Below are 22,730 nucleotides of genomic sequence, written 5' to 3'. Positions count from 1 at the left end.
GTTCGCAGACCCACTAAGCATGAAGCATGCCTATTCTTATTCGCGCAATCGCCGCCGTTTTCTTTGGTTGCGCAGTTGTCGCAGCACAATCTGCCCAGGCGCATAGCCAGCCCGCCGCCGCCGTCCGGGCCAAAGGTTCGCAAGGCGTCCCACCTGCTTCCCTATCGGCCGAAGCGTGGCGGAAGCGGACACAGATCGATCTCGGCGCCTTCGCTGAAGCCTTGCGCCAGAATTACATCTACGCTGCCTACCCGGACCCTGCGCGCTGGCGCACATGGTTCGACCGCACGCTCGCGAGCGTCCAAGCCGAACTTCCGCTGGTCCGTGACGAGGCTGGCTACCGGGCCGTGCTCAGTCATCTGACCGCCGCTTTTCAGGATGCCCACGTCGCCATCCGCTTCGATCCGTCGAAGCCAGTCCCGTCGAACTGGCCGGGGTTTCTCGCCCGGTTCGATAACGGCGCCTACCACATCACGGCTTCGCGGCAGGCGAATGTCATCGATAGTGCCGAAGTGTCGGCCTGCGATGGCAAGCCAATGTCGTGGTGGATCGCAACCATTTCACAGTACGAAGTCGGGCTGCCTGACACATTGGAGGTCGCCCGCAACGAGGCGGCACTGCGGCTCTTTGTTGATCGCGGCAGTCCACTTCGCCCACGGCCGGCGCAATGCACCATCGGTGGCCGATCCGTCGCGCTGGACTGGACGCCGGCACCGTTGAAGGACATCAATCCAATTCAGCGTTCGTGGCGGGGTGCCCGCGTCCCCGAGGTCAGCACACGACTGGTCGGCAGCGACGGAGCCTGGGTGAAGCTCGGCTACTTCCAGCCCGAAGATGCCGCGCAGGCCAGGGCGTTCCACGCGGCGATCGATGCTGCGCCGGCTCTTCGAACCAAGGGCTTCATCGTGCTCGACGTACGGGGCAACGGAGGCGGCCCCTATAACTGGTTCATGGCGTACCTGCGTGGGCTCTACGGCCAGGAATATGCCGATCATTACGCAACTGAACGATTGCACATCCGCGCGGTCTATCGCCTGTCACCGGCCTATCTGAAGCTTGATCAAGAGGATGTGTCGGAGGCAAGCAACCTCAAGCAACCGGCGGACCCGTTATATGAGATCAATGATGCCGCCAACGACAGGCTCCAGAAACAGGCTATCGCGTCGGGCCGGCAGATTTTCCGGTCGATGCCTATCCCATTCCCCGCCAGCGGGACGCCACCGGTTAGCCCGGTCCACGCCAAAGTCTACGTCCTCACGGATTATGGCTGCGGGAGCGCCTGTATTGGGTTCGTCGACGAATTGAAGCGGTTCCCCGGCGTGCGTCAGATCGGACTGCCAACCACTGTGGACAGCCGCTCGGGCACTGCCGTAGATATCGAACTGCCCAGCAAGCAGGCCACCGTCATGATCGCGGCAATGACGCGCGACGGTCGTATTCGTGACGACAATGTGTCGCAAGTGCCGTCGATACGCTTCCCTGGGGACATCCGTGACGATAAAGCGGTCGAATCCTGGTTCCTGCGTGAAGTCGCAGGCAAGTAACACTAGGGTTCGTTCCTTCTATTGTGAATGAACGTCCGGAATTAAGTAGCGAAGCGGTTGCAAAAAGCGACTGATGTCGGGGTTTAGCGAACAGTCCGCCTCTGAGCGATAGCGGACATATATCGATCCTCCTGCGGAATGCCCCGAGTTTGGAGAGAAGAGAACCGGCGGCTTTGAGCAGCAACCGTCGTGACCGGACGTTTGTTCAGCTATGATTGTTGGGGGTTGATCGATCGCGTCTCTATTGTCTGGCGCTTGCCCGTAAACGGCTGAAGTGGGGAAGCGAGAAAGGCGCCTGGAATGTCCGGCTATGGGTCATCGCGTATGGCTGTTGCTGGCCCGCTCCGAAATCCTCAGTCCTACGACCGATGCTTCGAAATCAGACGCGCACGAGATGCGCACGGAGCAGCGCTCTGCGCGTGGGAGCCGACAAACAAATATTGCCGTCTCGCCACCAACCTTAGTTGCGAAGCCGCGGGGCCTGTCTTTTGAAGATATAAGGGATCAGGCCCTCATAGAGTGTGATGCGGGTAGGGTTCGGGAGTCTGTCGAGCCGCAGCTTGCGCACCGAACGCGACCCATCCACGGCAAACCCGTGATCGGGCATGGTGCCCACATCCGTAAGCGGTAGAATATATGGTCCTTCACCGTCTGTGGCGACCGTGTAGCGCACAGTTCGCTGGCCGTTCAGCACCATCTTGCCGTTGGACAGAGCGAACGTGCCGCAACAGTCGTTTGCGAATGTGCCGTTCTCACCGGCTACTGCGGCAGGCCCGCGCGGGATGACGAGGAGGGCGACGAAGACCGCAACGCCGACCGCAATGACCCCAGAGGTAACTCCGCGCCGCATATTCGCTCCCCCTCGGCAAAATCCTCAGACAGAGCCGTATAACGACATATGTAGATTTATTGGTCAAGGCGATCTTTTTGGGGTGGTGGTCGACCGCTTGGTACTCAGCAGAACGGGCCTCGCGCCTAGGAGCGGGGATCTTCGCGCACGGTGGTTGAAGCGATGCGGGCGTGCCATTGAGCGATTGTGAGAACGCCTGCCAACTCGACGGCCAGCCGCGTCACTTGCGCAGCCAGGGGCGACAGATCCAGTATCAATATGGCCGTGAAGAGCCACAACGTCATCATCGTCGCGCCGATGAGGGCGCCGAACTTCACCACATTTGGCCAATCCTTCTCGACGACCACCCATGCGAGACCGAGGTGCGCCGTAGCGGGCAGAAGCCACATGAGCAGTAATATCGGTAGGGCGCTGTTCTGGGACCATGTCAGGTAGGGATTCTGACCGACGCCCGATGCCAGGAGGGCGTGAGGCGAACCGTGTCCCAAAGACAGGAAGACTTTCATGGCCTGCTCGAATTGCACGACTGCCATGGGTATGAGCAGACCGAGCGCGAGCGTATAATTTGCAAGCGCAAGACGTCCTTCGTCCTGCCGCACCATTCCGCGGCAAGCCGCCGTCAGGCATCCGATCGCATAGGCAAACGGTTCGCCATCGTCGACTGCCGCCTCAAACTCCGCCTCCATGGCCATTGCCCATTCCTGGCGATCCGCGCCAAGACACCGGGCGGCCACGGACATGACGATGCGTGAAACGAAAGCCGTCACGCTGTTGCGGTCGTTTTAGACGAGAGGGAGTGGACCGGCGTTGCCGTCGTCGCGAACGCGGCCCCCGACGCGGTCAGGCGATATACGTGGCGAGGCGGGCGACCGGGTCGTTCGGGCTCGCGCCATTCAGCTTCGACAAGCCCCTGGTCGGTCATGCGCATCAGGAGCGGGTACAGCGTCCCCGACCTGAGCCCGGTTTCCTTCATCAGATCATAGCCATGTCGCCAAGTCTGGGTCCGCGCGGAAAACGCGCCCAGGAGAACCAACATTTGCTTCGATGGTCGGCGACTACGGCTCATCCTCCTACTCGACGTAATCAGGCCGGTCCGTCAACCTCCAGCTAATCTGAGCTGTCGCGATCGTGCGGGTGTTCCAGTTTTTGCTCCGAACCTGTCTGCTCGCGCTGTGACACGCGGCCTTGCTGTGCGTCGATGTCAAGCCAATCAGCCGGTAGGTTATGGAACATGTGTCTCCAAAAGCCGGCGGTCGCCCAACGGACGATCCGAGAAGAACTGGATATGAACGAAAGGCGGCTTTCGGCGAGGAGGAAGAGCGTCCGGAACGTCGCCTTTTGGGTTAGTGTGGATTTAGCTGCAATTGGGCACGTCGCCTTCTGAGTCAGTCAAAGAACGGCGTCGCGTCTGCGATCGGTTGCTCAGTTTGCGATGCATGCCACTTCGGCAACGCCGGGTCGCTAAGCTTGCCGCATTCAAGCAGGGGAAGACGGCCCAGGAAGTGGATGTGTCATGATAATTAGTTCGCAATGGTGTGGTTGGCGATCCAGTCGCACCTGTAAGTGCCGAACAGTCCACGTCAGCGACGCCAATAGAAATTGGCTAGGTACCGTATGCACGCTGTAGATCCGTCACTCGACGGCGACTGTTGCACAGAATCGCCGACCATGATGTACCAGTGCAAGGCAGTTTGTCGGAGATAATCTGATGCGGCGTTTTACCTTTTTGACGCTACTGGCGTGCGCAGCGGTGCCCGCCGCGGCAGAGGCGGTGCTGCAGGGGGAAGCGCCGGCGACGCTACCATCATCGTCAGAGATCCTGGTCACCGGTGTTCGGAGCCGTCCAAGTCAATGGCGCGAAGCGGAAACGACCCATGTGCGGGTGCTGAGCGATGGCAGCGAGGCCGAATTGATACGCATGGCCCGCAACCTGGAAACGCTGCATCTGCTGTTGGCGGGGTTGATGGGGCGCGGATCGGACGACGACACGGTCAAGCTGCGCATCACGCTCATCGGGGGGCTCGCGGACTTCGAGGCGATGGACCTTCGCAACACCCGCTGGCAGCAGGGTCCGTTCGCGCGCCCGTTCATGATCGCACGGTATTACGATCCGCGTGACGAAGGCGCGGTGATGGCGTCAAGTCGTTTCGACCAGACGGCCGTGCTGCAGCAAGGGTTGAATTTGAGCGCGTTGACGGGAATCGTTCCGGGCCTGCAGCCGGGGGCTGGCGGTGCGCAGGTGGCGGGCGTCGTGCCGCTGCTCGGCCTGGCCGACAGTGCGTTCGGCGTGCCGCAGCCCAACGAACTCTCGGTCGCGGTTCCGGCCACGTCCATGTTGTATTCGTTGTTCGCGCAGCACTGGCTGATGACCTATTTTCCTGGCGCCTATCCACGTTGGTATCTCGACGGGTTCGGGCAACTCTTCTCGACGATGACGATCCGTGACGGACGGGTGATCGAATATGGCCGCGCGCCGGAGAACAGCGACCGGGTAATCCGCTTCTACGGCGGCTATCCGCTCGAACGCCTGTTCGACGGCCGCTATCTCGACAGCCCTGAGCGGAGCGAATGGACGCCGTTCCACGCATGGCTGCTCACACATTATCTGTTCTTCTCCGACGATCGCAGGCCACAGGTGCGGCGCTACCTTGCCGCGCTCGGTAGTGGAGCGTCGCAGGCGGAGGCAGCGCAGGTGTTCGGCGACCTGCCGACGCTTTCGCGCGAGGTGCGGCGTTACCACAGCGAGCGTAAACCCTATTTCCGGATCGAATTGCCCGTCGCATCGGGCGAGGTGCCGCTGGTGCGCCGCGTCAGCCTCGGCGAAGCCGCGTTCATCAAGGGCCGGCTGGAACTCGGTGCGCGTGTCGACCTGCCGCCGCTGCCCGATCCCGACGCGTCGCCCGAAGTCACCAAACGCATGACGCGCGACCGTGAACGGGCGGTGGCGGCGCGCGACGGCTGGCGCGAACGGCTCCGTCGCGACGCTGAACGCTTTCCGTCGGAGGCGGGGCCGCACTTGTTGGTCGCCGAGGCCGAATGCCGCAGTGACAGTGCGGCTACCTGCGAAGCGGCGGCGGATCGAGCGCTTGCGCTGGTGCCGGGCGATCCGCGGGCGCTGGCATGGAAGGGTATGGCGCAGGTGATACGTGCCGCCGCTCTTCCGCAAGCGCAACGCTCGCCGGCGCTGGGTATCGCACGCACGACGATCGGACGTGCCAACCGCGCCGATACCGATGCGGTGCTACCGCTGCTCGCCTATGGCTTCAGCTGGCTCGACGCCGGCGTCACGCCGCCGGCAATCGCGGCGGACGGGCTGTCGCGCGTCGTGGAGCGCGTGCCGGCGTCGCCTGGCCCTCGGCTGATGCTCGGCCGGGTCCTCGCTGCGCGCGGTCAAGCGGCAACAGCACGCACCGTGCTGCGCCCGATCACGCTGGGGCCATATGAATCGCCCGAACGTTCGCAGGCAGCGGCGCTGATCGCTACGCTGCCCGCGAACTGACCAACGTGGCCTCAGCGCACCGCCGCTGCCAAGTCGGATGCCTTGCCGCGGACAAGCCGCGAATGACCAAACCTGCCCATTCTCGACAATTAGTATCCTAGCCCGGATCCATCGCGCACATTTTACAGAGGATCAGCGTCGGCAAAGGGCGGGTGTTGGCGAGTGGTGGATCTGTTTGATTGACCGCTCGTAAGCCTTCCATGCGGCGAAAGGGCCGTTCGGATAGCGCCCACAAGCGGGAGTCGGGCTCCATCGTTAAGGGTTACTGCGGCGGGTGTTTCTATGCGCATTTTCACTTTTCCCGGGCTGGCGGCAGTGACCCTCATGAGTAGTATTGCGGCCTCTGCTCATGGCAACACAGCCGTCGTCACTGGTGTCGATCACCGCGGCGGCACCGCATTCGGCGGTTACGGCGAAATGTATCTGCGGTTCACGGATGTATTGGTGAAGACAGATGGTCGGTGGCAGCTTGTTGTGCAGCAGACAACCTCGACCTCAGGTTTCTAAACGGCCGCTTGTCACCACCTTATATCGGTTAGCGCCTGAATCGAATGCCGTGGGATCGGTCGTAGCGACAAGATGATCGAACGGCCGAAGTTGGAAGCCGAAAACCGCGCACGAACGTCCGGGATCGAGTTCAAGACGCTTTGGCGGAACTCCGCACGTGAGGATGCGTGGCTTTGAAACCAATTCGTCTATTCTGGCTATTTTGGTGGAGACCAATTTGGGGAAGCATCATACTGCCGTGGTCGTCAGCGCAATTCCGGTAGCCGTCTTTCCTTCCCTGCTTCCTTTCTAAGAAGTTCGTCGCTGTTAACCCGCCACGAAGCGCGCAAACTCGTCGACGCCTGTCACGTCGTCGGCACTCCGTTCGCATGCCGCGCGAACCACCGCCAGGAACCGTGATCGCGGACGTAAATGTTGGTGTACCGCCGCCTGAGAACGCGCGTGCAAGATCAGATCGGATCGTAACTGAACAGCCACATTGACGAGGCCTGCTTGCTTGCTTTGTCGCCGGTGCTTTGAAGTCGGCCGACCGCCGTATATCTAGCGCCGTTCCGGAGCGCGCCGGACGGCATGAGGCGGGCGAGGCGCGAGGCGACGTAGAGCACAAGGTCATGGCCATCGTCAGTGATCATGCTGACCGCCGTGTAGCCAAGCTTTCCACCCAGAAGCCGTTCGTTCGCCTGACCGTATCCGGTGGGTGACTTGAGGTTCGTAATGCGGCCGGTCACCCGGACGAGATTGCCGTTAGGCTGGTCGGTCGCGGCGTTGAACGACCGCTTTGTCTGCATCCGCTCGGCATTGATCCGAGTGTAATGATCGAGGAGTTGCCCGAGGCTCTGGTAGCCGATCGTCCATTTGCTGCGCTCGGCCCAGAACAACGTCCCGTCGAATACCGTGAACAGCGCGTCGGTCCAGCCAGCGCACCCGTCGGCATCCTCGCAATTGGGCCATGCCGCGTCGATCCATTGCACGAGCTGCGTGTCCGGATCCGAGAATTCGGCTTCCTTGGCAAGACCGGGCCCGAACGCGACCGCGGCCTGGTGTTGCCGCGGAGCAACGACCGCGACCGCGCCGTTGCCCACATCGAGCTTGCCAATCCGCAACTGTCGCATCATCGCCCAAGCATAGTCGTTCGCGGACAGCCCCTTCAGGTCGTCGACCACCAGGACGCTCATTTCGACGCCCGAGTCCCTGGCAAGGCGATACAGCCGCTGTTCCATCGTTTTCGCACGTGCCGGATCGAGCCGTCCGGTCTCGTCGACGATGAAGCGGCCGTATTTGAAGGGTATCGATCCGGGCGCCGGTAAAATGCGGGCGGGGACCGAGGCATTGACGACCGCCGGCGTTGTGGCGACCTGTGGCGCTGTCGCTGCTCGAGCGATCGCGCCTGGCGAGGCGGCGCCCTGCGCCGCGGGCGCTTTCCCGCCCGCGCACTCGAGACCGCCCGATTGCATGCAGGATTGCCGCCACCCTTGGCGGATCGCGTCGGCGCGCTGGTTTCTTGCCGGATGGGTCGGCGAGCCGTGGCTGCTGCCGACCGTCAGGATCATCCGCTGCGCCTCGGCGAGCGGCGCGCCCATCTTTTGCAGGACGTAGCCGCTGAACTTGTCGGCTTCCAATTCGATGTCCGGGCGACTGCCACCGGGCACGATCGTGTGCCCCGACAGATGGTGCGCGATCTCGTGCGCCATGATGCTGATCGGACCCCAGGGGCTGCCGCCGACCTGCGCCTCGGCTGCCTTCATGAACGTGGGATTGAAGGCGATGACCCGGCGCGGCACCCGCTTGTCGTCGAGCAGGATGACCGCGGCGGCGTTCGGCACCGGTCCGGACACGACGACGAAATTGGCGGGGAGGCCCGTATAGCCCATGATCCGCGTGACGGCGCTGGCGCAATCCTGCGGCGCGCCGCCAGTCAGTGCGGCGCCATCCGCCTGGACCGGCGTGCCGTCATAGGAACAGGCCTGGAGCGTCGACGCGATCGCCTCGACCTTGGCCGCGCTGGACGCCATCTTGCTCGTGTCGTCCGCCTTGCCGCAACCGCTTGTCAGGAGGGCCGCCAGCGCACCCATTGATGCCAGATGCAGGGTTCGCATGTCACTGTCTCCTGGTCAGCGGCTTACCAGCCAAAGGATCGCCCATGCGTAGATGCGCAGCAGCGTCCAGTTGACCGCGGCGACCATGATGCCGGCTAAAACGAGCCTTGGCCAGTCAGTCCGCCATGACAGGAGGAAGAACTGGCGATAGGCCACCACGACAATCACCGTCTTGAGTATCGGGACATAAATCTGCGACGCCGCCTTGTGTGCCAGGATGAAGGCCGGGTCGCGCCAGATCAGCGTCGGCAACAGGTTGACGCTGGTGAAGGCAAGCACGATCGATTGGCAGTAGATCGCCAAGACCGCTACTTCGACCAGATTGTAGCCGAGCCGGCGCGGGAACACGATCGCCGCCGCGACGATGATGGCGACGATGCCCAGCGAGAAGCTCCAGTTGGAATAGGCTAGCACCTGCGCCGCCATGCGTTTGACGACGCCATCGCGATCGACGCCCGCATAGACGCTGAAATACTGGTTGGTCGCGAGTAACAGGACCAGGACGGCAACGGTCGCCACGAGCAGCTTCAGCGGGTGCATCCACGTCGTCCGCCGGCCCATCACATAGTCCCGGGCGACCGTACCGGGCCTGACGACCAGCTTGCCGAGCGTCCGCACCGCCGGCAGCTCGAACAGGCGGAGCCGATCCCAGGTTTCCTTGCGGAGATCGTGCCAAACGAACCGCTTCGCAGCTTTCTGCCCGCAGCGACCGCAATACGCGGTCGTCATCGGTGTCGTGCAATTGCGGCATGTCGGTTGCTCGAACCAGTCATTCGACACCGGAACGTTGGGAAGGGAAGAAGCGCCCTGTCTGCTCGGACCGAACGCATCGGCAATCATGCGGCGGACATCCAGCATCTTACCTCCCATCGTTGCCCCGCTTCGGCTTAGCATAGGACGGATGGACCGCGGAACAGCGTCCCCGTGGACACGATGCTGCGCTGCGACCCGGGTCTCCTTCAAAGCAGTCGGATTTTGGCCGGCCAGACAACGCCGGACACGCTAGATGAACTAAGAAGATCCAGTTCACGGTCAGCACCTCCAGCTGCCGCCTATCTTGCCTGAAGCGTCTGATACGGATCGAACCGGCTCGAGCTTCGCTGTCCCGTCATGTTGTTAGCGAGGGCTGTTAGATGGAAGCTGCGAACGTATTCAAAACACTCGACGTAGAGCTGAAACCGAATCCGGCGCGCACTGTCATACGGCCATTCGGCTTCAGTTATCCGGCCGCCTTTGCCGACGGGAGGCCCACTCGTTCTGAAGCGGTGGCGGCACGCCTGATGGGAATGGCGCCGGAGATGCGTGACCGCATGCTTGGGCTTCTCCACGATGCGATGCAGCCGCGGCATCGGAATGTCGATCGCGTGTTTCTTCGCCGCTTCCTGGAAGTAGAGCACGACCTGGGCGTCGCGGTAGAGGCAGAGCGCGACCGGCTGTTGATCGGCGCCTACTTCAGCCAGGAATATGCCTTCGAGAGCGCTGCGCTCTTCAACCCTTCGATCGTGACCGTACCCGATCAGGACCAGGTCGATGACAATGTCGCCTTCGTTCTCTCGCTGCGTGGTGTGGGCGAAGGACATATCTCGTCCGTCACATTCCGATCGGGCACATGGGACGGCGCAGACGGTCTGGTGATCGATCCGGTCAGCTCGCAAGGGGTTCCGCCGAGGATCGAGCGAGATGACGATGCGGGCTGGGTGCGGCTGCGCTCCGACGACAGTCAGGACGTTTCGGAAACCGTGATCTTCCCGACATTGCCCAGCCAGCGGCAAGGCGTCGAGGATCTCCGGCTTGTCCACTTTACCGACGATGATGGCACTGAGAGCGTGATCGGCACCTACACGGCCTTCGATGGCCGCGACGCGCGTGCTGAGCTTCTCCGCGGCATCGACGTACGGACCTACGAGATGCGGCCACTGACCGGCGCGATGTCCGCGTATAAGGGCATGGCGCTTTTTCCCCGACGGATCGACGGACAGTTCGTCATGCTCGGCCGCCAAGACAACGAGAATATCTGGCTCCTGCGTTCCGACGACCTGCATCATTGGGAGACCGGCGAGATCATCATGGGGCCGCGTTACCCGTGGGAGTTCGTCCAGATGGGCAACTGCGGATCGCCGATCGAGATCGACGAGGGGTGGCTGGTGTTCACGCACGGGGTCGGACTGGTGCGGGGCTATTGCGTGGGTGCGTGCCTGCTCGACAAGGCCGATCCCAGAAAAGTGCTCGCGCGAACACCATCGCCGCTGCTGTTCCCGAGCGGCGAACAGCGGGGCGGCTACGTCCCTAACGTCACCTACAGCTGCGGTGCGTTGCTCCACAAGCGACGCGTGCTGCTGCCATACGCGATCGCCGATGAGTACTCGGCATTTGCGGTTGGTAGCGTCGACGACATACTCTCCGTCATGCGGTAGCGTGCTCTGCTTCATCGACGTCGGAATGCCCTGTAAGCAGCGAAGATCCATTCTGAACGAGCGTCCGACGTCGAGCAGGGGCGACGCTCGTCAAAAATGTCCGAATGTGGGTCTTCCAGATCGGAGACTGCTGTGACCCGGCAGGTGCCGCATATGCCTCCTACTTGGCCGCAGTCGCCTCGATCTCGACCAGATATTGTGGTGCTGCCAATGCGGCGACCTGAACGGTGGACCGGGCAACGGTGGTCGGGTTTTCCGGTGTTCCGAAATAGAGTTTGAAGGCATCGTTCATCCCGGCAAAATCCATTTTGCCACCCAGCTTGGGATCACCGGCAACGAAGACGGTCAGTTTGATAATGTCCGCCATGCGAAAGCCTTGTGCCGCCAGCAGGCCTTTGATTTTTTCGAAAACGCTGATCGTTTGGGTCCGGGTATCACCGTATTGCGCGATCGTCGCCGACGTGCCGGTTGGCGGCGGAGCGCCGATCGGTGACGCCAGTTGCCCGGACAGATACAGCATCTTCGCGCCGGCGGGGACTGTTACGCCCTGGAGGATCAGGCCGGGCGGGCTCGCCGCGTGGCGAACGATCGCCGGGGCCGCGGATGCGCTGCTCGACCAGGTGGTCAGTCCGATGCCCATGGCGATCACTGCCCCGGCCAGCGAAAGGCGGAAGATACCGGCAGCCAGGCCGCGCCACGGAACGCTCGTGCGCCGGCGCGAGAACTCAGACTGCGAAGTTGATGTGTGCATAATATTAGCCTCCGTTGATGCATAGGGACGGAACGTCAGCGGCGCGTCAAGCACGCTGCTACCGTTAAAGATCAGGTCGAGATTGGCAGTCGTACCGCCCGGCCGGGGATTGAACAGCAATTGCCAGCACGGACGCCAATGCGATACACGATGTGCAATTATAATATGTCATGGATTGCTTCCCTGAATGCAAAACGTTCAGACCATCACCTGCCATGGCTCAAAGATTATTGTCACCTGAACTTTATTTTCGGTTTGAATATTGTTCCGGAACGGTTCAATTTTCTGACTAATATTATCAGGGCTGTTTTATTAAATAGTCGGCTGTCAGCTATCTAGTCGGTGGTTTTAATCGAGTTGCCTTGCGTCGTGTGGGTGTACCGATAGTGGTCCGACATGATCGAAGACGCCCCGTGTAAGGATCAGGCGGCGCGGGTGGCGCGGGCTGGCGACTCCGTCAGCGCCTGCGCGGCGACACGGCGGAGCAGCGCCGAGACCTGAGTCTGCGCGGACTGGATGCCGCCTTCCTGCCAACCGGGCGTCTGGCTGAGCGCCGCACCGGCGAAGTAGACCCGGCCGTCGGCGAGCTGGAACGCGCGGAAGGCTTCGGTATCGATGTGGCCTTCCTGATGGCCATTGGCGCTGCCTGCCTTCCAGTCGGGCCAGGGGCCGAGGCTGAACGGTACCTTGTGCCAGTTGACGGCGATGCCGTTGACCAGGTCCTTGCCGTGGCCGGGATGCAGCCGTTCGATTACGTCGCGGGAAAAGGCGATCTGTTCCGCGATCGGACGGCGCTGGAACTCCGCCGCCTTGGCCCCCGAGGCGTAGCAGCCGAGCAGCATGCCCCGTTCGGAATGCAGGCCGGCCGAGGGATACCACACCAGCGACGTCGGCCCGCCGACGAACGAGATCCCGCCGTAGATCTGGTCGCGTTCCCAGAAGCGTGGCGCCTCGAACGCGACCTTGTTCGAATGATCATAGACGACGCCGGCGATCGCGGCCTTCACCCGTGGGCTAAAGTCCGTATCGATCTTTCCCAGGACCGGGAAGGGAATGGTGCAGATCATGTAGTCCGCATCCACCGTTTCGGCCACGTCGCTGGCCGTGTCGCGGTAGACGACCGAGACGCCCCGGCCGGTATGGCGGATCCTCGTCACCACCGCCCCGCGGATGGCGGGATGGCGCAGCGCGCGGTCGAAAGCGGCATGGATTCGGTCCATGCCGCCGACCGGTTCGAACATCGTTGCCTGCATGTACAGATTGTCTTCGAACAGGGTCATCGGCAATTGCTGGTTGGCCAGCAACTGGTCGATCGGCATCGCGCTGCCGGGCGCTGCGAACGTCACCCCGGCCCCCGGCGCGGTGCCGAAGCCGGACCGTTCCGTGCCCTTGAACGTCATATCCTGACCAAGATCGCCGTAGGATTTAAGGAACGGCATGAGCCTTTCGCGGTCCGCAGCGGTGATCGACTGGTCCAGCGAACCCTGATTGATCGCCTTGGCCAGCAGCTCCGCGATATGCCCCCGCATGTCGTTGACGGCGGTTCGCATCCGGATCCGGCGGCCGTCGTCCCCCATCACATAGGCGGACCGGCTGGAATTGATCTCGACCTCAAGCGGGACGCCGAATTTCTTGGCATAGCCGATCAGGCCCTGGTGAAAGCTTGGGATGCGGGCCGGCCCGGCGTTGAAGTAGATGCCGTCCGAAAAGCGCGCCGTCTGCGTGGCCTCGCCGTTCATCTCGATCTTGTCGCCATCGCGAACCGTCCAGGCACGCCCGCCGACCCTGTCCCGCGCCTCGAGCAGGGTGACCAGAAAACCGGCCTGTTCGAGCTCGTAGGCCGCGGTCAACCCAGCGATCCCGGCGCCCAGCACCACCACATGCTTGCCGTGTCCCGCGGTCGGCGTGGCCTCCTTCACCCCTTGCGCGTGGGCGATGCCCGTCAGTCCAAGCGCCTGCATCGCGCAGAATGTCGCGCCATATCCCCCCAGCATGCCGATACGACCAAGTAACGCCCTGCGTGTAACCATGTCGATCCCCCCGAACGAGCAATGGTCGCGCACCGGTCATCGAAATGCGCGACATGACGGGACATTGCTGTCACCGGCCCTCCAGGATCATACTCTCCGAATTGCTCATCACTAATGAGGAAGGCAGCAGGCTGCCTCTCCCCCTCAGCCCCGACTGATTTTGTTTTCTGTTTCTCTGTGTGCAGCTGACATGTTTGAAGATGATCCCGAAACCGAGCGCAGCGCAACACAAAAAATGCGTAATTCGTAGCAGTGGTAAAATTTTCGTGTTGATATGTCGGCTTGACGGCGTCAGTTGTTGCCGGTCGGCCGCCGATAACAGTTGGCCGAAGATCTCGAATCGAAGGCGGTATGAGGTGCCGCTGAGGCCCAGGTGGTGCCCTGCTCCTTCCGAACAGCGCGCCGCATCGGTTCAGGATCACGGCGATCGCCGAGGCCTGCTCGGCGCCAAGCGCGAAACCTGGCCGCCCGGACCCGGATCACCGATTAGCGACCTTGGGCTCCGCGTGCGATCAGGGGTGGATCCAGAAACGGATGACCTGGGCGACCAGGCTCACTGCAGCATGCTCCGCAGCCAGATCGTCGCCATCCAACCGGGGTGGTTCCACAGCGGGCGGAGGTCGGTCATCAATGGTCTTCGCTTACGCCGAGCAGTTGGACACGCAAGATCCTGCCGTAGGCATGCGGGCGCAGCGGCCCGACCCGACATTGACCTGATGATATCGTGACCGATAACGCTCACAACGATAAAGCGAACGGTGAGGGGTGTCGCGATGAAGGCCTTGTTATGGGTCATGGTTGGTCCAGCGGGCATTCCGGCGCCCGCCATTGGCCAGCCGGACGTCGCGCAGCCATCCGTGCCGCATCCCCGCCTGCTCGTGCTGACTGACATCGAGGCCGACCCGGACGATACGCAGTCGTTGATCCGCCTGCTGCTGTACGCGAACGAGATCGATATTGAGGGGTTGGTAGCTACGACGTCCGTCCACCAGAAGACGCGGCTTGCGCCGGAATCCATTCGCCGGCTGATCGGCGAGTATGAAAGGTCCGGCCCAATCTTGTGCGGCATGATCCGGGCTTTCCCACGGCGGAAAGCCTGTCGCGGATGATCGATACGGGTCAGCCGGGTTACGGCATGGCCGCGATCGGGCCGGGCAATGATACGCCCGGATCGCGGCGGATCATCGTCGCGCCGGACCGGCGCGACGATCGGCCGTTGTGGGTCGCAGGCTGGGGCGGGCCGAACACGCTGGCGCAGGCGTTGCCGACCCTCCGCGCCACGCGGTCGCCGGCAGAGCTGAAGCGGCCGGTCGCCAAGCTGCGCGTCTATACCGTGTCGGACCAGGACGACGGCGGGCCGTGGATCCGTCGCGAATTTCCGGACCTGTTCTACATCGTCAGCCCGGGGGGTTACGGAGCGGCGACGTGGAGCGGGATCAATATCGTCGTCGACGGCATCGACAACAACACGATCTCCAACCCCTGGCTTGTCGCCAACATCCAGCAAGGGCGCGGTCCGCTGGGCGCGGCCTATCCCGATGTCGCGTACGGGATGGAAGGCGATACGCCGACGTTCCTCGGGCTGATCCCGAACGGTTTGAACATGCCCGACCGGCCGGACTGGGGCGGGTGGGGCGGGCGCTACACTTTGCGCATACCGGCGCGGGCAGAGCTCGATCCGACGGGGTTCAACGGCGGCGTGCCGGTGCCGCCCGAGACCCGGCCGATCTGGACGAACGCCGTCGACACCGTCACGCCGGTGGTCGCGAACGCCTATGGCCGGGCGACCAAGCCGATGGACCGCAGCTACCGGGGGTTTCGCGAGACGTTGTGGCGCTGGCGGGACGATTTCCAGAACGACTTCGCGGCGCGGATGCAGTGGACCTACAGGGCGCCGGCCGACGTCAATCACCCGCCGGTGGTCGTGCTGCGCCATGCGGATCGGCTTGCCGTCCGGTCGGGTGCCACCGTCCAGCTGAGCGCGCTCGGCACGCGCGACCCGGATGGCGACAGCCTCAGCTATCGCTGGTTCCAGTATCGCGAGGCGGGGACCTGTGGCGATATTGCGCTGTCGAGCACGGAGAATCTCTACGAGCGCAGTTTTCGGGTGCCCTCCGTCACGCGGACCTGCGACGCGCATTTCGTGCTGGCCGTCACCGATCGCGGCACGCCGCCGCTGACCCGGTATCGCCGAATCGTCGTCACCGTCAGGCCGTAGTTGGCAGCCGGGGAAGGGCGCTGCGCCATGGGTCGGCATTGACAATGGGGGCACGGGATAGGCAGGGTGGTATTCAGCAGGTGTCAGACAGCAATTTGGATGCTGTCGGCCGGAGTGGGGGTTGCGGTAGGCAGGATGGCGACCGAACCCGCATTTCCGCTCCGCCACCGTCCGGGTTCCGAACCGGCTCGCGTTCGCCCGGCCATCGCCAGCGCTCCGTTCAATAGAGATTGAAGAGATTATGCCCAGGATCGTCAACGCCCGCGTCATCGTCACCTGCCCGGGGCGCAATTTCGTTACGCTGAAGATCGAATGCGACGACGGGACGACGGGTGTCGGCGATGCCACGCTCAACGGGCGCGAGCTGTCGGTCGCGAGCTACCTGACCGATCATGTCGTGCCGTGCCTGATCGGGCGAGATGCGCACCGGATCGAGGATGTCTGGCAGTATCTGTACCGAGGGGCCTACTGGCGGCGCGGACCGGTGACGATGACCGCGATCGCGGCGGTCGATACCGCATTGTGGGACATCAAGGGCAAGCTGGCCGGGATGCCGGTCTACCAGTTGCTCGGCGGGGCGAGCCGTGAGGGCGTGATGGTGTATTGCCACGCCAACGGCACGACGATCGACGATACGATCGTGGTGGCACGGAAATATCAGGCGCAGGGCTACAAGGCGATCCGCATCCAGTGCGGCGTACCCGGCATGGCGTCGACCTACGGCGTGGCGAAGGGCGACCAGCCCTATGAGCCCGCCGACGGCGACCTGCCGACCGAGGCGGTCTGGAACACCAGCCGCTATTTGCGCGCGGTGCCCGAACTGTTCGCCGCGGCGCGCGAGGCGCTGGGCTGGGACGTCCACCTGCTGCACGACATCCATCACCGACTGACGCCGATCGAGGCGGGGCGGCTGGGCAAAGATCTGGAGCCCTATCGCCCGTTCTGGCTGGAGGATGCGACGCCGGCCGAGAACCAGGAGGCGTTCCGGCTGATCCGCCAGCACACCACCGTGCCGCTGGCGGTGGGCGAGATCTTCAATTCGATCCACGATTGCCGGGAGCTGATCCAGAACCAGCTGATCGACTATATCCGCACCACGGTGGTCCATGCCGGCGGCCTCACGCATCTCCGCCGGATCGCGGCGCTGGCGGACCTGTACCAGGTCCGGACCGGCTGCCACGGCGCGACCGACCTGTCGCCGGTCTGCATGGCCGCCGCGCTTCATTTCGGCCTGTCCGTCCCGAACTTCGGGATCCAGGAACATATGCCGCATACGGCCGAGACGGACGCGGTGTTTCCGCACGCGTACAGCTTCGCGAACGGCATGATGCGTCCGGGCGACGCGCCGGGCCTGGGCGTCGACATCGACGAGGCACTCGCCGCGGGTTACGAATATAAGCGTGCCTTCCTGCCGGTGAACCGGCTGGAAGACGGCACGATGTACAATTGGTGAGCATCGCCGCACCGCCCGCCGACATGATCAAGAAACCGCGTGGCAAGGTGCGGTGGATCATCTGCGCGCTGCTGTTCGCCGCGGTCGCGCTGAGCTACATCGATCGGCTCGTCCTGCCGACGTTGAAGCCCGAGCTCCAGTCGCGCTACGGCTGGAGCGAGCAGGGCTATGCCAATCTCGCGATCGCGTTCCAGGCCGCCTACGGCATCGCCTATGTTCTGTTCGGGCGGTTCGTCGACCGGGTGGGGGCGAAGATCGGCTACGCGGTCGCAGTGACGCTCTGGACGATCGGTCATGTCGCGCACGCGCTGTTCACCAGTGCCGGCATGATGATCTTCGCGCGGATCCCGCTCGCGATCGGGGAGGCCGGGGCGTTTCCGGCGGCGCTGGCCGCGGCGAACGAGTGGTTTCCGCAACGCGAACGCGCGCTGGCGATCGGGATCTTCAACGCCGGATCGAATGTCGGTGCGATCCTGACGCCGCTGGTGGTGCCGATCATCGCGGTCACGTTCGGGTGGCGGATGGCGTTCATCGCGACGGGCGCGCTGACCGTTATCTGGCTGTTCGCGTGGCTCGCTTTCTACCGCAGCCCGCGGCGGCACCCGCGTGTCACGCCCGAGGAACTGGCGTGGATCGAGGCCGACCCCGTGCCGGCGGCCCGCCCGGTGCGCTGGCGCACGTTGCTTGGGCTGCGCCAGACGTGGGCTTATATGCTCGGCCGGTTCCTGATTGACCCGGTCTGGTGGACGTTTCTATTCTGGCTGCCTGACTTCTTCAACCGGCAATATGGCGTGAAGATGCTCGATTTCGGCCCGCCGCTGGTTGCGGTCTACCTGCTGGCGGACGTCGGTTCGATCGGCGGTGGATGGTTTTCGTCGCACCTGCTGGCGCGCGGGTTCAGCGCGAACCGCGCGCGCAAGACCGCGCTGTTCGTCTGCGCGCTGTTCGCGCTGCCGATCATCTTTGCGGCGCAGGCGCCGGGGCTCTGGTGGGCGGTCGCGGCGATCGGCCTCGCCTGTGCGTGCCACCAGGGGTTCTCGGCAAACGTCTACGCCATTCCGGGTGATCTCTTCCCGCGCGGCATGGGCGGGTCGGTCATCGGGCTGGGCGGGCTGGCCGGCGCGCTGGGCGGCATGTTGATGGCGAAGTTCGCGGGCACGATCCTGGCTGGGGTCGGCAGCTACGGACCGATCTTCGCGGTCGCGGGGGTGGCCTATCTGCTCGCGTTGCTCGTCATCCACCTGCTCGTGCCGCGCTACACGCCCGTCGAACCGGACGCGCTTGCATGACGCGTCCGTTTGGCCGGGATCATGGCCGGCTGTTCAGCGGCCGCCGGGCCGGGCGATGACGGGGCGTGCCGTCGACGGTGCGGCGACGCTCGTCCCCGGCGGCAAGCTTCATTTACAGGTTTTGGACGGACTGCGAGGCACAGGGGCGCTGTTGGTTGTCGCATTTCTTATCCAGGGCAGCGCGGTCCAGTTCGACGCCGCGCGCCTGCCGTTGCCACATGCCTATCTGGCCGTGAATTTCTGCTTTGCGTTGTCGGGCTTCGTCTTTGGCTGTGCCTATGTCGATCGCTGGGGACCGAGGTCGATGCGGCAGTTCCTGATCCGCCGGCTGATCCGGCTGCATCCGCTCATGATCCTCGGCGTTGTATTGGGACTGCTGAGCTACTGGGCCGATCCGTTCGCGGGCGACCGGCAAGGCGCGTCCACGATCCTGATCGGCTTCGCGTTCGTCGCCGTGCTGTTCGCCCTGCCGGCTGCGCCGCTGCCCAATCGGCTGGGCGCCAGTCACTCGCTGAACGCGCCCGCCTGACATTCTTTCAGAAGCATATCGGCAGTCTGGCCTATGCGCTCGTGCTGCGGAAACACGGCATGCGCGCGCTGGCGATGGTTGCGCTGGCCACGCCCTTCCACCCAGAGGACGACGGGCCAAAAAAAGGGCCGGTCGCGGACGACCGGCCCATCAGGGGAGGGGAACCGTTTAGAGGGTCAGAAGCGGCCGCGAATACCGACCAGGACCGTTCGGCCGGGGTTGTATTCGTTGAAGGTCGCGTTCGGGAACTGGAAGTAGGAGCTTTGCGCTTCCTTGGTGATGTTGATCACGTTCACGACGACCGTCGGCAACAGGTCGTTGCCTAGGATCTTGCCGAGATCGATGTTGCCGGAGAAGTCGAGCTGAGCATAGTCGCGGCCGATGATGGCGGCGGCGGGCAGGCCGTTCTGGTTGAGACCGGACTGCACCGAACCCTCGTTATAGGTGTAGGTCAGGCGGGCGGACAGGCCGTTGCCCTCGTAATAGCCGGTCAGCGTGTAGGTGGTGGGCGCGACGCCGAGCGCCACCGCGGGGGCACCGGTGCCTTCGCCCTTCTGGTCGATCATCGTCAGGTTGCCCTGGAAACCGAAGCCTTCGACGCCGATGAAGCGGGTCAGGAAATCGAGCGGCTGGGTGACCTGGAACTCAACCCCGTTCACCTTCAGCTTGCCGTCGGAATTGACCTGCTGCTGGATCTGGATCGGCACCTGTTCCGGCGCGACGCCGGCCGGCCCCGCGCGGTCGATCAGTGCCTGCTGCTGCGCCTGCGTCAGCGAGGCGAAGGTGATGCCGAACGGTTCGAGCGTGCTGAACGGCACGGTGGTGAGACCGTTGACCGTGAAGCCGGTGATCGATTTGCGGAATGCGGCGAACGCGATGACGCCCTCGCCCCCGGTGTAGTATTCGAAACCGAGATCGATATTGTCCGAGATATACGGGTTCAGCGCGTTGTTGCCGAGCGTGCCGACATCCGCCGATGGCGAGGTGAACGACGCACCGGGCAGCAGCTGGTTCGGATCCGGCCGGGTCATGGTGCGCGAAACCGAGGCGCGGGCGACGGCCTTGCGCCCGAAGTTATAGGCGACGCTCGCCGACGGCAGGTAGTTGGAATAGAGCCGGTCGGTCTGCGTGAAGTTCACGAGCGTGGGGTAGCAGGACCCGTCAAGCGCGAACGTCGGACTGACACCCGGGCAGGTGACGCCGTTCCGCACGTTGCGCGGATCGGGAATGGTCGTGCGACCGCCGACCTTCTGCAGCGTGCGGACGTAGCGGACGCCGCCGTTCAGCCGGACCGTATCGCCATCGTTGCCGACGTCGAAATTGCCGTTCGCTTCGATGAACGTGCCCGTCACCTTCTCGCGGATCAGGCCGCCATTGGCGCCGCTGCTGCCCGAGCCGGTCTCGGTCGCGCCTGCCAGCAGGCTGTCGTAGTTGGTCGCGGCCTTGAACTTGTCCCAGTCCACCGTGATGTAGCCGTTGCTGCCCGGCAGCAGGTAGCCCGCCAGAGCGGCGGTCGGGACGATCGAGCCCGCATAGACCAGCGGCGCGCCACCGGCGCTGAAGCCCGTGCCGTAGCCGGCATAGGTCGGGTAGCCCGCGGGGGCGGCGGTGCCCGGCTGGTTGGCGCCATCGCACAGTGGCTGGCGGTTCGGGCCCGGCAGAACGACGCTGGGGTTGTTGCCGCAGACAGCGGCCTGCCACGGATTGGTGTTGTCGAACGGCGTAATGCGGCGCGATGTATCGTCATAGGCGGCGCCGACGCGGACGCTGAACCGCTCGGCATCGCCGAACAGCAGGCTGCCGCGGATGCCCTTGGTCTCGGTGCGGCGTTCCTCGCCGTTGAGGTTCAGGCGACCGCCGCCGGCCCAGCCGAACGAGGCGGGGTTGTTCAGATCGACGTTGCTCTGAATGTCCGGAATGCCGCCGTCGTTGGTGTAGTTCACCGTCGTGCCGCTGTTCGGCGGGGTGATGACCAGCACGGTCGGGCTTTCGCGCCGGAACTTGCTCTTCGTGTAGTTCAGCTGGAAATCGCCCTTGATGGCGTCGTTTAGGATGAACTCGGCCCCCGGATTGACGACCCAATAGTCCTGACGATCGCGGTACGGACGATATTCCAGGAAGAACTGCGAGTTGGCATAGGTGCCGCCGGTGACCGTGCAGCCGACGGTGCAGTCGGTGTTGTCATAGGTCGTGTTGAGCGGGATCACGGCGCCGTTGCGCACGGACCACGCCATCGACGTGCGGGTGAAGTCGGTTTTGCGATTGGCGTACATGCCGTCGACGTAGAAATGGAATGCGTCGCTCGGCCGCCATTCGAGCGAGACGAGGCCGTTGTAGCGCGTGCGTTCGCCGACCTCGGTCCGGTTGCGCCCGAGCCGGGGGAGCAGGCCGTTGTCGATCTGATCGATCGTGGCGCCCGGGTTCTGCGCGAGCAGGAAGGCCTGGTTGATCGGCGTGCCCGTCACCAGCCCGTTGCCGGCGTTGATCGGGACGGTGCCGGGAATGGTGAAGTTGCCGCCGCCGGTCGAGTTCAATGCGCCGCTGACGCGCTGGGCCGAGGTCAGGTTCGGGTTGGTCCAGCCGATGGTTTCGAACCCGTCCACCTGGAACCGGTTCTTGACGGCCGCGCCACCGACCAGCACGCCGAAGTCGCCGAACGTGGCACTGGCGAGTGCGTAGCCGCGATAGCCCCATTTGTCGGCGAGGCTGACCTTCGACCCCTGTAGACCGTAGCTGATGTAGGGCTTGGGATTGTCGAACGGGCGCGCGGACCGAAGGTTGACGGTGCCGGCGGCGCCGCCTTCGACCTGGCTGGCGGTGGGCGACTTGCTGACCGTCAGCTGGGTGAAGAGTTCGGTCGGGATGAGGTCGAGATCGACCTCGCGGTTGGTGGACTGCGCATCGAACCGGACCGATGCGATCGCGACGGGGGCACCGTTGAGCAGGACGCGCGTGAAGTTCGTGCCGAGCCCGCGGATCGCGACGTTCGATCCTTCGCCGGTGACTTCGCGGCTGATCGTGACGCCGGGGATACGGTTGACCGATTCCGCGATGTTCGTGTCGGGAAACTTGCCGATATCTTCGGCGAAGATCGTGTCGGTGAAGCCAATCGAGTTGCGCTTTGCGTTCGTCTGGCTTTCCAGCGAGGCGCGGTAGCCGGTGACGACGATATCCTGGTTGCCAGTGGCGGAGGGGTCGGCCGGAGCCTGCGCGGTTCCGTCGATCGCGGTCGGTGCGGTCTGGCCGGCACCGTCCTGCGTCGCGGCAGGAGGGCTGTCCGCGCTGGAAGAAGAGGACGCGGTGGGCGCGGGTGGTGCGGCCGGGGCCGTCCCGGTCTGCGCCATGGCCGGCCAGGCGGTGGTGGCCATCAAGAGCGTCGACACGGCACCGGCGCGACGCAAACCACTCAGCGACTTCATCTGTAATCCTCCCCAAACGCGGCTGTTCTGCGACGCCGCTGTCCTGATGACAGCGTGCTAGGGGCGGCATGGTCGGCCGGTCAAGATGATATATGTCGGTCCAATTCATTTTATTTCGGGTGTGATATGTA

General features: G+C 63.7%; 16 protein-coding genes and 1 pseudogene. 9 read left to right on the top strand and 8 right to left on the bottom strand.

Features of this window, described 5'->3' with window-relative positions:
• Window positions 1-26: 26 nt before the first annotated feature.
• Window positions 27-1,544, top strand: coding sequence for a hypothetical protein (locus tag IEX50_RS16170; RefSeq protein WP_157177838.1), 1,518 nt, complete (start codon window positions 27-29; stop codon window positions 1,542-1,544).
• A 460-nt stretch (window positions 1,545-2,004) separates the two neighbouring features.
• Here the strand turns inward: IEX50_RS16170 and IEX50_RS16165 are convergent, their stop codons facing one another.
• The 3 genes from IEX50_RS16165 to IEX50_RS16155 all read right to left on the bottom strand — a co-directional run bounded on the left by IEX50_RS16165 (window position 2,005) and on the right by IEX50_RS16155 (window position 3,430).
• Window positions 2,005-2,394, bottom strand: coding sequence for a hypothetical protein (locus IEX50_RS16165; protein WP_157177839.1), 390 nt, complete (start codon window positions 2,392-2,394; stop codon window positions 2,005-2,007).
• A 125-nt stretch (window positions 2,395-2,519) separates the two neighbouring features.
• Complete coding sequence (locus IEX50_RS16160; RefSeq protein WP_157177840.1) at window positions 2,520-3,161, bottom strand: hypothetical protein; 642 nt, start codon at window positions 3,159-3,161, stop codon at window positions 2,520-2,522.
• Window positions 3,158-3,430 (bottom strand): PadR family transcriptional regulator, encoded by a 273-nt coding sequence (locus tag IEX50_RS16155; RefSeq protein ID WP_157177862.1) that lies wholly within the window; start codon window positions 3,428-3,430, stop codon window positions 3,158-3,160. Before IEX50_RS16155 ends, IEX50_RS16160 begins: the two co-directional genes overlap by 4 nt.
• 672 nt (window positions 3,431-4,102) lie before the next feature.
• Here IEX50_RS16155 and IEX50_RS16150 point away from each other — a divergent pair.
• Window positions 4,103-5,893, top strand: a complete 1,791-nt coding sequence (locus IEX50_RS16150; RefSeq protein WP_157177841.1) for a tetratricopeptide repeat protein — start codon at window positions 4,103-4,105, stop codon at window positions 5,891-5,893.
• 282 nt (window positions 5,894-6,175) lie between these two features.
• Complete coding sequence (locus IEX50_RS16145; protein ID WP_157177842.1) at window positions 6,176-6,400, top strand: nuclear transport factor 2 family protein; 225 nt, start codon at window positions 6,176-6,178, stop codon at window positions 6,398-6,400.
• Between the two features lie 449 nt (window positions 6,401-6,849).
• Here the strand turns inward: IEX50_RS16145 and IEX50_RS16140 are convergent, their stop codons facing one another.
• Together IEX50_RS16140 and IEX50_RS16135 are read right to left on the bottom strand one after the other, a co-directional pair.
• Window positions 6,850-8,496: a TPM domain-containing protein gene (locus tag IEX50_RS16140; RefSeq protein WP_157177843.1), complete on the bottom strand. Its 1,647-nt coding sequence runs from the start codon at window positions 8,494-8,496 to the stop codon at window positions 6,850-6,852.
• A gap of 15 nt (window positions 8,497-8,511) precedes the next feature.
• A complete protein-coding gene (locus tag IEX50_RS16135) occupies window positions 8,512-9,225 on the bottom strand; it encodes a DUF3667 domain-containing protein (protein WP_157177844.1) in 714 nt (237 codons plus the stop codon).
• A 404-nt stretch (window positions 9,226-9,629) separates the two neighbouring features.
• On the opposite strand from IEX50_RS16135, the gene IEX50_RS16130 reads away from it, so the two are divergent.
• The gene (locus tag IEX50_RS16130; protein WP_157177845.1) at window positions 9,630-10,910 is read left to right on the top strand and encodes a glycoside hydrolase family 130 protein; all 1,281 of its coding nucleotides are present in this window, start codon (window positions 9,630-9,632) and stop codon (window positions 10,908-10,910) included.
• A gap of 160 nt (window positions 10,911-11,070) precedes the next feature.
• Here the strand turns inward: IEX50_RS16130 and IEX50_RS16125 are convergent, their stop codons facing one another.
• A complete protein-coding gene (locus tag IEX50_RS16125) occupies window positions 11,071-11,781 on the bottom strand; it encodes a RidA family protein (protein WP_229674117.1) in 711 nt (236 codons plus the stop codon).
• A 302-nt stretch (window positions 11,782-12,083) separates the two neighbouring features.
• Window positions 12,084-13,655, bottom strand: a complete 1,572-nt coding sequence (locus tag IEX50_RS16120) for a flavin monoamine oxidase family protein (RefSeq protein ID WP_188699512.1) — start codon at window positions 13,653-13,655, stop codon at window positions 12,084-12,086.
• Between the two features lie 809 nt (window positions 13,656-14,464).
• On the opposite strand from IEX50_RS16120, the pseudogene IEX50_RS17830 reads away from it, so the two are divergent.
• The 5 genes and pseudogenes from IEX50_RS17830 to IEX50_RS16100 form a co-directional block, all read left to right on the top strand.
• Window positions 14,465-15,276 (top strand): annotated as a pseudogene (locus IEX50_RS17830) (DUF1593 domain-containing protein); the annotation flags it as partial.
• Between the two features lie 18 nt (window positions 15,277-15,294).
• Window positions 15,295-15,909 (top strand): hypothetical protein, encoded by a 615-nt coding sequence (locus tag IEX50_RS17825; RefSeq protein WP_373285335.1) that lies wholly within the window; start codon window positions 15,295-15,297, stop codon window positions 15,907-15,909.
• 241 nt (window positions 15,910-16,150) lie between these two features.
• Window positions 16,151-17,362 (top strand): D-mannonate dehydratase ManD, encoded by a 1,212-nt coding sequence (gene manD / locus IEX50_RS16110; protein ID WP_157177847.1) that lies wholly within the window; start codon window positions 16,151-16,153, stop codon window positions 17,360-17,362.
• Between the two features lie 23 nt (window positions 17,363-17,385).
• Entirely contained in the window at window positions 17,386-18,651 is a 1,266-nt protein-coding gene (locus IEX50_RS16105; RefSeq protein WP_157177864.1) for an MFS transporter, read from the top strand.
• A gap of 55 nt (window positions 18,652-18,706) precedes the next feature.
• Entirely contained in the window at window positions 18,707-19,180 is a 474-nt protein-coding gene (locus IEX50_RS16100) for an acyltransferase family protein (protein ID WP_157177848.1), read from the top strand.
• Between the two features lie 176 nt (window positions 19,181-19,356).
• On the opposite strand, the gene IEX50_RS16095 is transcribed toward IEX50_RS16100, so the two are convergent.
• Entirely contained in the window at window positions 19,357-22,599 is a 3,243-nt protein-coding gene (locus tag IEX50_RS16095) for a TonB-dependent receptor (protein ID WP_229674114.1), read from the bottom strand.
• Window positions 22,600-22,730: the final 131 nt, after the last annotated feature.

Origin of the sequence: Sphingomonas prati, assembly GCF_014643515.1 — a bacterium.
Taxonomy (GTDB): domain Bacteria; phylum Pseudomonadota; class Alphaproteobacteria; order Sphingomonadales; family Sphingomonadaceae; genus Sphingomonas_R; species Sphingomonas_R prati.
The sequence above is the reverse complement of the archived record's forward strand: the minus strand, read 5'-3'. Positions and strand labels throughout refer to the sequence as shown.